Below are 10694 nucleotides of genomic sequence, written 5' to 3'. Positions count from 1 at the left end.
TCAACTCCCAGCGCGCATCGGACAGATCACTCGGATGCGGACGTCGCTCGCTCATAACGTCGGCGTACTGCCCGGACGCGAGTGCGCCCAGGCGTGCGTCTTCGACCGTGGAAGCACGACCACAGAACGGGCGTCTTGGAATGAGACAGGCGTAAGCCCCAACACGCCCCGGGCGTCACCCCACCCGGACATCCAGGATCGACGAGATCATCAGTCGCGCGAGCACCACAGCCCTGCATCACGCAAACCAGGAGGCATCAGCCCCTAGCGGATGAAAACGACCTCTGAGTGAGTGTTTTTGAACTGCGGCTGGCTTTTGGCGGCAGCGAGTGATCACTTGGGATGCAGATCCTCACGCCTCCTGGCCATCTTGTGCCGGGGCTCGCGGCAGGTGATCTATTCGCTGTGCACGGGCGGGAAGCGTCCGTAAGGTTCCGCCATGACCGACGAGAGTGAGCGTGCCGTGCAAGCAGCCATGGATGGCGAATTTCGGCTGCTTGATCCTGAGGCGCGTGCTTCTCCAGCCCGTGTGTTGGAGCTTTTGGATCCGGAGTTCACTGAGTTCGGTGCGTCGGGACGCCGGTGGGATGTGAAATCCATCCTCGCGGTCACGAGCGGTGCAACGGTGTCATCGGAGGCTCCGGTGCAGGTCAGCGAGATGTCCGGGGTCGTTCTGGCTCCCGGCATCGTTCATCTGACGTATTTCGCCGACAACCAAGGGCGCCGGGCCTGGCGAAGCTCCTTGTGGCGGCTGACGGAGACGGGCTGGCGCATGTACTTCCACCAGGCAACTCCTGTTGCGTCCGAGGCCGAGTAGCCATGCAGGTCACCAGCAGCGACGGAGTACAGATCGCCTTCGAGACTATGGGCAGCGGGCCGCCGCTCGTGCTGCTGCACGGATTTTTCGGAGACCGCACCACGTGGCGGTCTGCCGGCTATGTCGATGCCCTCGCCGACAGCCATCGCCTCGTCCTCATCGATGCCCGTGGTCACGGCGGCAGCGAGGCACCCCACGACGTGGACAGCTACCGGATCGACCGTCAAGTCGAGGACGTCACCGCCGTACTCGACGAGCTGAATATCTCTCGGGCGGCGTTCTGGGGAGCATCGATGGGCGGCATCATCGGCCTCAACCTGCTGGCTCGCCATCCCGAACGGCTGACCGGCCTGATCGTTGGCGGAGCCCATGCCGACCGCGTCGCCACCGCTCCCGGCGAGGTTCAGCGGGAAGCCGAGCTGTTCGCCGTTCAAGGGACCGCGCCATTCATCGACGTGCTGGAGCGTCAGAGCTCCCTCCCAGAATGGATGCGTGCAGCGATGCTGACGGCCAATCCGTCTCCCACGGAGGGAAATCGGACGGAAGTGCTCTCCGCTTCGCGCCGTTGTCGGTGATGTAGCGGATGGCGTCGACGATCTGTCGGCGGGGCCACTTCTCGGGATGCCCGCCGGTCTTGGTCTGGCAGGCCGGGACCGGCAGCAGGGGTTCGAGAAGTGCCCACTCGGCGACCGTGGTGTCGGACGGGTAGCGACGGCGGCGGGCAGGGTTCGGCATGGCGGACTCGTCGATGGCGCGGAGGGGACCGGCGGACGGTTACTTCGAGAGCTGGGCGAGGGACGCGGTCACGCCGGTGAGCCGGGCGGATACCAGTTGGGCCCATTCGTCGTCGGGGCAGCGGGCCAGGTGCGGGGCGAGCGTGCCCGTGATCATCCGGGTGAGGCGGCCGAGGGCCTGGGCGAGCTGCTTCTTCTCGTACTCGATCCAGTCCGCCGGGTCGTCGGAGAACATGTAGCCGTCCTTGCGCCGCCAGGTGATCGGGGTGAGGTTCTCCGCGGCGCCGACGTCGCGAAGGTGCCGGATACCGCGCTGGACCTGGGACTGCTTCAGCCGGGTCGCGGCGACGAGCTGGACCGTGTGCAGGCCGGCCGGTCTGGCTTCCATCAGCGCGACGCGGACCAGGTCGCCGTAGTGCTCCGACAGCGGCTGGGCCGGGCGGCGAGGGCTGCGGGCCATGGTCTACTCGCCCTTGAGGAGCTGGGTCAGCTGCTCGTCGAGGGTGAACTCGCCGTTGTCGACGGCTCCTTCGAGCCAGTCGGCCGCGGCGCGGACCCGTCCGATCTGCCGTCGCACGGTCTCACGCTCGTGGTCGGTGAACTCCTGGCCCCGCATCCGGGGCACCAGCCGGCCCAGCGTGGCCACGACGCCGTGGCAGTGCCCACCAGGTCAAGATACTCGATGGTGTGCTCGATCTTGCGGACGGCCGGGGTGGTCTCGCGGATCCGCTCCCGCGTTTCCTCGGAGTTGTCGAACTGAGCGTGGTTGACCAGCAGCCGCGCGGTGTCGTCGCGCATCACCGTCCGGGCCACCGTCGGCCCGCGCCGCATGTTCGTGGTCACCTCATGGGCGACGGTGTCGTCCCTGGTCAGCTCGGTGACGACCCGCATCCCGGTCGGCCGGCGTGACGTGCTCGGTGCCCTCCGGCCGCTTGAACAGGTCGGCGGCCACCTGCGCGGCGACCTCCTCGTCCCGGGTCAGGTCGGCGACGGCCTGGACCTTCTCGTCGACCGTCACGGGGCGTTCGACTCGCTGGCCGACGAGCCGTTTCGCGCCGTCCGGCGTCCACTGCCTCGCTCCGGTGCGCGGGTTGAACGGGGCATCCTCGATCGCCGCCCACCGCTCGGCCTCGTCCACGACCGACGCGAGGATGCGGTGAACGGTGAACGACACCCCCTCCTTGCGCCTGCCCGCCGGCCAGCGGTTGGCAGTCCACCGCCAGTCCTCCACCGTCGTCCTGGCCACCCCGATGTCGTCCGCGAACATCTGCAACGACTCCGTCACGGTGAACAGGTCGTCCGTGCCGTTCGGCATGGACCCGCCCACCGCCCTCATCGGCTCAATCTCCAACGCCATGTCACCAAGGGCGAACTGCGCCTTCGCGACCTGCGCGATCAGTTCCTTGGCCCGGGTGACGATCTGTTCGTAACGCTGCCGAGTGACATTCCCGATCCGGTCGGCCATGACGACCACCGTCCTTGCCCCGGACCCGGCCCGGTCACCCACAATGGGACCGGTCAACGAGGCGCCGGCCCCGGTCACGTCCACGGTGGCGCGGGGCGCGACACGCGGAGGCAGAGCGCGAACCAGAGGCGCTCGAAGCACCCGCCGACCGCCGCCAACACGCCTGCAAAACACGCGGTGTTGGTGGTGAGGCCGAGGAGTTCGGCTACGGCGTTTCCGTAACACCATTCCGCGACGCCTGCCGCTGGCGGCAGGCACGCACCCGGCAGCGGGCCGAGCAGTACACCGCCGCCTTCGACCGCTCCACCCCCACCGTCCACGACCGGCCGCACACCGGGCACTCCGCCCGCTTGCCCCGCTGCATCGCGATCACCCGCTGCCGGGTCCTTTGCAGCCTCCGCCACTGCCGTGACCTGCACCGACCCGAACAGAACACCGCCTCCGCCGCCATCGACACCGGCAGCGGATCACCACACTCCCGGCAGTACCGCCGAGCCGTCCCGTCAGCCGCCACGAGCCAGATCATCCAGCCGTACGCACCTCACGGCCAGAGTTCAAAAACACTCCCTGATGGCAAGCGGCGTCCTGTCTGCGGTCGACAAGTACATCTGCTCCTTCCCACGCTGGCTCCACGGCCATCTGGCCGACATCGAGGACCCCGAGCACGTCACGACGATCCGGCTCTTCGCCTGGCGCGTCCTGCCCCGACTGCGGTCCCGCGCCGAACAGAGTCACATCACACCGAGCGTCCGCCGCTTTGCCGCCGATCAGGTCAAACACGCGACTTCCTTCCTCAGTGGCTCGGCAAGCGGAACACCACCCTCGCCTCCTGCTCCCAGATCGACATCGACGCCTGGCGGGCAGAGAACAGCGAGCACGGCCGCACCTGTCTGAGGGCCTTCCTCAACCTGGCCATGCAGAGCCGCCATTGCCGACGCTCGGTCTCCATACCCGCGATGAAGACCACCCCGCGAGCCCCGCTGAGCGAGGACGAGCGTCTGGACGCCCTGGGGCGGCTGCCGGCCGACCAGGAGATACCAATGCACCTTCGCGTCGCCGGCGTCATCGCGCTCCTCTACGCGCAGCCTTTGACCCGGGTGGTCCGGCCCACCGTCGACGACGTGGTCCGGGACGGAGACGCCGTACTTCTACGGATCGGGGAACCGGCCTCACCCGTCCCTGCACCGCTCGCTTCCCTGCTGCTGGAGCACATCGCGAACCGCGGCAACATGGGCACTGCCACCAACCCGGCCTCCCGCTGGCTTCTCCCCGGCCGTCGCGCGGGCCAGCCGTTCCGCCCCGACCACCTGTCCGCGCTCCTCAACAAGATCGGTGCCCCAGCCGCAGCCGCCCGCGGCGCCGCCATCCGGCAGCAACTTTTGGAGATGCCTGCCCCCGTCGTCGCGGAGGCTCTCGGCTACCACGACAAGACCACCACCCGACTCCGCAACGAGACCGGCGGCGCATGGAGCCGATACGCCTCCGGGAACCACGCACGGTCACCAGCGGGCTGGGTTCCTCGGGGAACTGGCGACAGCTGAATACGAGAGCACACCAGTAACCGCCGGTTCGTACACTGCGAGGATGGAAGACCATAGGGCCACCAGGATCTATGCACGTCCGGCGCCCGCCTTGCGGCGCTACGTCGGCTCGTATGCCGGTTTCGATCTTCGTGGGTTCCCGGCGGGGGTGCACTGCGGTCCGCCGAGCCGCGTGCTCACTGCGGTAATCAGTCTGTCCGGTCCTTTGGAGGTGGCGGCAGGCGTCGACGACGGGTCACCGGTCACCCGATTCGACAGCGTGGCCGGCGGTCTGATGCGCCGCTCCGTCGCGATCCACCACGACGGACGCCAGGAAGGCGTGCAGGTGTCGCTGACGCCGCTCGGGGCCCGGGCTGTTTACGGCATGCCCGCCGCTGATCTCGCCCACCGACTGGTCCCACTCGACGAGCTTCTCGGAGCGCTCGGCGTCGAGCTGGTCGACCGGCTCCGCGCGGCGACGACATGGGCCGCGCGGTTCGCCGCGCTGGATGAGCTGCTTCTGCGAGCCGTCGGCCGTGGCGTCGGCGGCGACCCCGTGTCCCGGGTGCGCCCCGAGGTCGCCGAGGCCTGGCGCCGCCTTTTGGCCGCGCGGGGCCGTGTCCCGGTGGGGAGGGTCGCCGCAGAACTGGGCTGGAGCCGTCGGTATCTCACCGAGCGGTTTCGCGGTGAGGTGGGCCTGTCACCGAAGACCTTTGCCCGGGTTCTGCGCTTCGAGCACGCGCACGAACTGGCCACCATGCACGACCCGCTTCCGTGGGCCGAAGTGGCGACCGTCTCCGGCTACGCCGACCAGGCCCATCTCGTCCGGGACTGGAGCGAGTTCACGGGCCGATCGCCGACAGCATGGCGTCGCGGCGAAGTCCTGCTCGGGACTGGGTAGTCGCCGACCGGCCGCCCATCACGTCGGCTTCCGTTCCCTTTTCTTCAAGACCACCCTATAGCCGTCCTGTGACGATCGTCGGCATGAGACTCGTCAATCACGAACCCAACGCCATCGACCTGCGAACCACCCCCGTGCACCTCGGGCTGGGGTCGAGAGCGAAACCCGTCGAGGGCTTCGCCTGGGACCCGGAGGTGCTCCATGCCTACAGCGCCGCGGTCGCGGCGGACGGCGCCGAGGGCCGGATGGTGACGATCTTCGACGGCGACGGCCTCGGCGACCATTGGGAGCGCCACCCCGCCGGCGACGAACTGGTCGTCTGCCTCAGCGGGTCGGTGACGGTCACCCGCGATGTGGACGGAGTGCCCGACCGGGTTGTGCTCGGGCCGGGCGAGGCCACCGTCAACCCGGCCGGGACATGGCACGCGGTCGACATGGCGGGACCGGCGTCCATCCTGACCATCACCGCTGGCCTCGGCACCGACCACCGTCCCCGGACCGAAGCCCGCCCGACCGAGCACGCCGGCACGTCCGGCCCGCGAACACCATGACGACCCGTGTGGCGTGCCTCGGCGACAGCCTCACCCGCGCGCAATTCAGCGTCGACTACCTGGACCTTCTCGAACGACGCCGACCTCCCGGCGACGTACGGCTCGCCCGCTTCGGCGTCAACGGCGACTTCGCCCACAACCTCTCACGGCGCCTCGATGCCGTCGTCGCGGACCCACCCGACGTGATCACCGTGCTGATCGGGACCAACGACGCCCGAGCGAGCCTCGCCGACTACCCCGTCGAGCGGGCCATGAAGCGCAAACAACTCCCCCAGCGCCCGTCGGCCGGCTGGTTCCAGCAGTGCCTGGGAGCCGCCGTCGAACGGCTGCGAACGCAGACCGACGCGACGATCGCTCTGCTGTCCATCCCGGTCCTCGGCCAACAACTCGACGGACCCGCGGCGCGGGCATCACAGGCGTACAGCCGCATGATCGCCGAGGTCGCCACCACCAACCAGGCGACCTACCTCCCGCTCCACGAACGCCAGACCGAGGAACTACGCCAGGCGGACCCGCCGCCGATCCCCTACCGGGACCCGACACCCGCAGCGAGCGTCAGCGTCCTCGTCCGGCGCGCCTTGCTGGGCCATAGCCTCGACACGATCTCGCGGCGCCGGGGTCTCGTGCTCACGACCGACCACATCCACCAGAACAGCCGCGGCGCCGCCCTTGCCGCCGAGGTCATCGACACCTGGCTCTCGACCCGGCGCGCGTAGCCGGTTCCGGCGGCGGCCCCCTTCCTGCGTATTCGGCTCCCACCCCTACCGGGCAAGCAACGACGACCGGACCATCTCGAACGCTCTCGGCTACCTCGACAAAAACCACCACCCCGCCGGCTCAACGAGACCGGCGGGACCTGGGGCCGAAACGCCGTTGGGATCACACACGGTCACCGGCAGGTTGGGTTCCACGGGGAACCGGCGACAGTTGATTACGCGAGCCCACCAGTACCGAGGCCGTGCACGCCCTGTGGCTGGCCTGGCAGGAGCTGACCGACCCCGCGTCCTGCGGCTACACCGGCCCCTCGGTCTGGCACCGCGACCACCTCGACCCCGCCATGCGGGAACTGCGCGCGGCCACCGGCCCGTTCGCGGGCTGCACCAAGGGCGAGCACCAGGTCGACCACCGCATGCCCGGCACGGTGCCCAGCGCCTGGAGACGCGAGGAGACCTGACCCGGCGGCCGCTGCAACCAACGCCGAGCCCGGCCCAGTCTTGTGCTCCGTGAACCTGCGCCTACCACCTCGACGCCCCGCGCAGCGGCCCGGTCCGCGCCTGTGGCCCGTCGGCATCGTCTTAGCCCTGGCCTTCACCGCCGCGCTGACGGCGGCCTCAGCCGTCTCCTACACCGGGTGGGAGATGCTCGATGTCCGCGGGCTCAAGCCCGAGCGCCGCATCGACTCCAGGACCCTGTTCGACCTCGTCAAACTCGCCTTCGGCGTGGTGGCAGGAGCGGGCGCCCTGGTCGCCCTGGTCGTCGCCTACCGCCGCCAGCGTGTCGACGAGGACGCCGCCCTGCGCGATACCACCCGCCTGCACACCGAACGCTTCACCACCGCCGTCTCCCAACTCGGCGACGACTCACCCGCCGTACGCCTCGGCGGCGTCCACGCCCTGGCCGGACTCGCCGACGACGCCCCCACCCGCGAACTCCGCCAGACCTGCATTGATGTGCTGTGCGCCTACCTCCGCCTGCCCTACACCGCCGAAGCCGACCTGCCAGCAGGTGACGAAGAAGCCCGCCACGCCTTCCTCGCCCTGCGGGAGGTCCGGCACACCGTCATCCGCCTCATTCGCGACCACCTGCGCCTGCCCCGGACGCACCACCGCTCGTGGCAGGGCCACGACTTCGACTTCACCGGCGTCGTATTCGACGGCGGGGACCTCTCCGAAGCAGTCTTCTCCGGCGGAATGGTCGGCTTCAGCGGGGCGGTGTTCTCTGGCGGCACGGTCGACTTCCGCGGCGCAACTGGTGCGGTTCCGCGGGGCCTTCCCATGCCGCCAGCCGTGCCGCCGGGGCTCATGCTGCCCTCGGTCTGGCTCCCCACGCCATAGCGGCCGGGAGCGTGCCGCGAGGGTTTGCTCAGATGGCGGGGCCCGGTGTAATGGGCGGGGTGTCGCCAGGGGTGAGGTCGGGGCGGGCGCGGTGCCAGCGGGCGGGGTGCCGCCAGCGTCCGGTACTGTCCCTGGCGACGTCGACGCCGACTTCGACGACCAAGTCGGGCCGTACGAGCGTGACATGCAGCCTCTCGCGGCTGCCCCATCCGGCCGAGAACGTCCAGCCCGTCCACGGATGGCCGTGCCCAGCCGGGGTGAGGAGCGGGGCGACGGCCCGGCCCGCGGTCTGGGGCAGGGTGGTGCTGCGGCCGACGTAGTGCAGGCGCCCGCTGGGGCCGTAGCGGCCCAGCAGCGGCAGGGGGTGTCACAGAATCCGGCCGCCCGGCGTTCCCCCCTGCATGACGACCCCGAAGTCCTCGAAGCCGCGGCACACCATGCTCCCGCCGAACCTCGCCCGCAACTACTACGAGGTGAAGCGAAGGAGAGGGCCGGGCGCTCCCGCACTGGTACCAGCTCACCGCCGAGCAGCAGAAGACCGAGGACCTCGAGGTCGAGCTGTTCCGGCGCGCCATACTCCGCTCCGAGGAGGAGCAGGACCTGGTCGCCAGCTTCAACGCCCCGCCCGTCGAGGAGCCGCAGCCCACCGCGGCGGCCGCCGACGAGAGCACCCCGCCCGCGGCCGAGAACTGCGACTGCCCCGGCTGCTCCACTGCCCGCGCCCTGAACGAACTCCTCCGGCAGGCCACGCGGCTGGAGGCCACTCTCAGCGCGGACATCGACCGCGAGGGCCAGGGCGCCATCGTCTACGCGTTCAAGTCCGCCCCCCTCGACGCCCAGGAGTACGCCGACCTCAAGAGGCGAAGCAGCGCAGCCATCAACCCCGGACGAACTTCCTGCAGGTGCGTACGGCGGAGAGGGAGGAGGCGTATGTGTTCATCTCCAGCCCGGACAACATCACCTTCAACCGCTTCGGAGGCGGCGGAATCATGGACCTCCTGGCCGTCCTGCCGCGCCGGCTGGACGCCGTGCTCGTCGTCCCGGGCGGACCAACCATGATTCAGCGGGAAGAGGACCGCGACCTTCTGCCTGCCGCTCTCAGGGACGAGTGGCCCGTCATCGTGGCCCGCACCGGTGCGGAGATCGATCGGGCGATCCGGGCTTCCTGAACGAACGGACGAGGGCCCCATCCTTGGTGCGGCCCACCGGGAACGGCCTCGTAAAGACCGCTCTCGTCCTTCACCACGCTTCGACCTGAGGTTGGAAAAGGCTCAGTGTCATGAAAGCCTCGGCGAAATTCCGTAGTACCAACCTGGGCTTCAGAGAAACGCGAGACCACACCTCAGACCTCAGAATCCGGTATTCTTTACTCGACTGACACCGCGTGCGTTTGCGGTTCCGTCAATTACACAATTCCGAGGAGACCAAGGTGCCGGAGAGGAATATCGAGTTCGGCAAGTACGGTGCTCGCGGTATCAAGGGATACGAGGCCGTCGCTCGCCAGCTCGATGCACTCGTCGGCTTCATCGTCACGCCGGTCACACAGCGCCGCGGTCTGCTCGCACGGCTGCACTACCTCACTCGCACCGACCACGCCCGCCAGGCAGCCCGCGAGGCCGGCCTCACCGTCACCGACCGCACGATCAAGTCATGGCTGGACGGCAAACGCAGCCCGTCGAAGAAGAACTTGCACAACCTTGAGACCGCCTACCGGACGGTGCGCCGCCAAAACGTCGCCCGCTACTTGCTCGCGCGCCTCAACCGGGAAGGACGTGGAACTCGCGTTGAGTTCCACCCGCTCAACCAGTCCCAGGTCGATCGGCCCCGCCAGCGCACTGTTGCCTACCGCACACTGAACATCCGTCACTGGAACCGCATCGTCGAGGCGTGGGCCAACGACGACGAGGACGCTCTGGACGACGCCTGGATCAGTGACGCAGTGGTAGACCTCGGCTCCGAGTGGGGCCAGTACGAGTACGTCACCAACATCGGCTTCGCAGCCTGAACCAGGAGACGGCCCTGGAACACCTTGCCGACACCGGGCCGTGGCCTTTCCACTTCTCCGCAAACCGGTCCTGGTATGCCTGCGCGGCCTTGCCGGCGCTGCTCCGCGAACCCCTCAGTCCAGCCGCTGCTCTGCCGGCATGGCCTGCCTGAGGCGATCGCGTCCTCGGAGAAGGACGTACACCACGAGCACTGGGCCGAACAGGTAGACCCAGCACGCTGCTTCTGCACCAACTGCGTCAGGTCCAGGTCGGCCACGAAGCCCTCCGCGTTCACCGCGGCGAACTTCAGACCGCTCGCTTCTCGATCCCGTGTATTTTGTGCGTGTGGGGTCCGGGCTTTGACTGGAAAGAGAGTGGGGAAGTTGAGGAAAAGTCAGTTCGGTTTTATGGATGAGGGATTGAGGAATTCCAGGAAATGGAACGGGAGAATGAACTGACAGGATGTCAGGCATGTTTCCGAAAGCCGGAGAACGGTGGGACGACCCCCTTGCAGGGGCGCCTTTGGAATTCGCGGAGCGAATTCCTGAGTTGAATTGCGGAGCAATTCAACTGGATCGTCACGGAGTGACGATCCGTCAACTCCCTTGCGGAGCAAGGGAGTTCCCGCCGCGTAGCGGCGGCGCGTCGTGTCTGCGGAGCAGACCGC

14 protein-coding genes and 2 pseudogenes are annotated in these 10694 nt (G+C 68.5%); 10 read left to right on the top strand and 6 right to left on the bottom strand.

All coding sequences use genetic code 11. The features are described from left to right. Positions 1-439: 439 nt before the first annotated feature. Positions 440-817, top strand: coding sequence for a nuclear transport factor 2 family protein (locus GA0115233_RS38470; RefSeq protein WP_093725220.1), 378 nt, complete (start codon positions 440-442; stop codon positions 815-817). A gap of 2 nt (positions 818-819) precedes the next feature. Further along, a complete protein-coding gene (locus GA0115233_RS38465; RefSeq protein WP_093725218.1) occupies positions 820-1392 on the top strand; it encodes an alpha/beta fold hydrolase in 573 nt (190 codons plus the stop codon). Here GA0115233_RS38465 and GA0115233_RS42155 read toward each other — a convergent pair. The 5 genes and pseudogenes from GA0115233_RS42155 to GA0115233_RS42140 form a co-directional block, all read right to left on the bottom strand. Next, positions 1391-1552, bottom strand: a pseudogene (locus GA0115233_RS42155) (transposase); the annotation flags it as partial. The gene GA0115233_RS38465 and the pseudogene GA0115233_RS42155 overlap by 2 nt on opposite strands. A gap of 39 nt (positions 1553-1591) precedes the next feature. Then, positions 1592-2011 (bottom strand): hypothetical protein, encoded by a 420-nt coding sequence (locus tag GA0115233_RS38455; RefSeq protein WP_093725214.1) that lies wholly within the window; start codon positions 2009-2011, stop codon positions 1592-1594. Between the two features lie 3 nt (positions 2012-2014). Next, positions 2015-2442, bottom strand: a pseudogene (locus GA0115233_RS42150) (DUF6192 family protein). Next, entirely contained in the window at positions 2396-3016 is a 621-nt protein-coding gene (locus GA0115233_RS42145) for a DUF6192 family protein (protein WP_255310502.1), read from the bottom strand. The pseudogene GA0115233_RS42150 and the gene GA0115233_RS42145 overlap by 47 nt, the downstream one beginning before the upstream one ends. Positions 3017-3538: 522 nt before the next feature. After that, entirely contained in the window at positions 3539-3796 is a 258-nt protein-coding gene (locus GA0115233_RS42140; protein ID WP_255310501.1) for a hypothetical protein, read from the bottom strand. A 176-nt stretch (positions 3797-3972) separates the two neighbouring features. Here GA0115233_RS42140 and GA0115233_RS42135 point away from each other — a divergent pair, with 176 nt between their 5' ends. The 6 genes from GA0115233_RS42135 (at position 3973) to GA0115233_RS38420 (ending at position 8042) form a co-directional block, all read left to right on the top strand. Then, complete coding sequence (locus GA0115233_RS42135) at positions 3973-4557, top strand: hypothetical protein (protein WP_255310500.1); 585 nt, start codon at positions 3973-3975, stop codon at positions 4555-4557. Positions 4558-4600: 43 nt separating this feature from the next. Next, positions 4601-5437 (top strand): helix-turn-helix domain-containing protein, encoded by an 837-nt coding sequence (locus GA0115233_RS38440; RefSeq protein ID WP_093725212.1) that lies wholly within the window; start codon positions 4601-4603, stop codon positions 5435-5437. An 83-nt stretch (positions 5438-5520) separates the two neighbouring features. Then, complete coding sequence (locus GA0115233_RS38435) at positions 5521-5988, top strand: cupin domain-containing protein (RefSeq protein WP_093725210.1); 468 nt, start codon at positions 5521-5523, stop codon at positions 5986-5988. Then, complete coding sequence (locus tag GA0115233_RS38430) at positions 5985-6704, top strand: SGNH/GDSL hydrolase family protein (RefSeq protein WP_093725208.1); 720 nt, start codon at positions 5985-5987, stop codon at positions 6702-6704. The genes GA0115233_RS38435 and GA0115233_RS38430 overlap by 4 nt, the downstream gene beginning before the upstream one ends. A gap of 242 nt (positions 6705-6946) precedes the next feature. Beyond that, entirely contained in the window at positions 6947-7162 is a 216-nt protein-coding gene (locus GA0115233_RS38425; RefSeq protein WP_255310499.1) for a DUF4913 domain-containing protein, read from the top strand. Positions 7163-7211: 49 nt separating this feature from the next. Further along, entirely contained in the window at positions 7212-8042 is an 831-nt protein-coding gene (locus GA0115233_RS38420; RefSeq protein ID WP_255310498.1) for a pentapeptide repeat-containing protein, read from the top strand. A 28-nt stretch (positions 8043-8070) separates the two neighbouring features. On the opposite strand, the gene GA0115233_RS42130 is transcribed toward GA0115233_RS38420, so the two are convergent. Beyond that, positions 8071-8205, bottom strand: a complete 135-nt coding sequence (locus GA0115233_RS42130) for an ATP-dependent DNA ligase (RefSeq protein WP_255310497.1) — start codon at positions 8203-8205, stop codon at positions 8071-8073. Positions 8206-8944: 739 nt separating this feature from the next. On the opposite strand from GA0115233_RS42130, the gene GA0115233_RS38410 reads away from it, so the two are divergent. Together GA0115233_RS38410 and GA0115233_RS38405 are read left to right on the top strand one after the other, a co-directional pair. After that, positions 8945-9211: a hypothetical protein gene (locus GA0115233_RS38410; RefSeq protein WP_141689640.1), complete on the top strand. Its 267-nt coding sequence runs from the start codon at positions 8945-8947 to the stop codon at positions 9209-9211. Positions 9212-9471: 260 nt separating this feature from the next. Then, the gene (locus tag GA0115233_RS38405; RefSeq protein ID WP_093725202.1) at positions 9472-10047 is read left to right on the top strand and encodes a transcriptional regulator; all 576 of its coding nucleotides are present in this window, start codon (positions 9472-9474) and stop codon (positions 10045-10047) included. Positions 10048-10694 lie beyond the last annotated feature (647 nt).

Source organism: Streptomyces sp. DI166, assembly GCF_900091315.1.
In the GTDB taxonomy this organism is placed as follows: Bacteria; Actinomycetota; Actinomycetes; order Streptomycetales; family Streptomycetaceae; genus Streptomyces; species Streptomyces fuscus.
Note: the sequence above shows the minus strand (reverse complement) of the source record. Positions and strands in the feature narration are given on the sequence as shown.

Bases quoted from the DNA above. Each gene is read 5' to 3' on its own strand.
- GA0115233_RS38440 (WP_093725212.1), top strand. From the start codon at position 4,601: ATGGAAGACCATAGGGCCACCAGGATCTATGCACGTCCGGCGCCCGCC.
- GA0115233_RS42145 (WP_255310502.1), bottom strand. From the start codon at position 3,016: ATGGCCGACCGGATCGGGAATGTCACTCGGCAGCGTTACGAACAGATC.
- GA0115233_RS38430 (WP_093725208.1), top strand. From the start codon at position 5,985: ATGACGACCCGTGTGGCGTGCCTCGGCGACAGCCTCACCCGCGCGCAA.
- GA0115233_RS38455 (WP_093725214.1), bottom strand. From the start codon at position 2,011: ATGGCCCGCAGCCCTCGCCGCCCGGCCCAGCCGCTGTCGGAGCACTAC.
- GA0115233_RS42135 (WP_255310500.1), top strand. From the start codon at position 3,973: ATGAAGACCACCCCGCGAGCCCCGCTGAGCGAGGACGAGCGTCTGGAC.
- GA0115233_RS38470 (WP_093725220.1), top strand. From the start codon at position 440: ATGACCGACGAGAGTGAGCGTGCCGTGCAAGCAGCCATGGATGGCGAA.
- GA0115233_RS38435 (WP_093725210.1), top strand. From the start codon at position 5,521: ATGAGACTCGTCAATCACGAACCCAACGCCATCGACCTGCGAACCACC.
- GA0115233_RS38465 (WP_093725218.1), top strand. From the start codon at position 820: ATGCAGGTCACCAGCAGCGACGGAGTACAGATCGCCTTCGAGACTATG.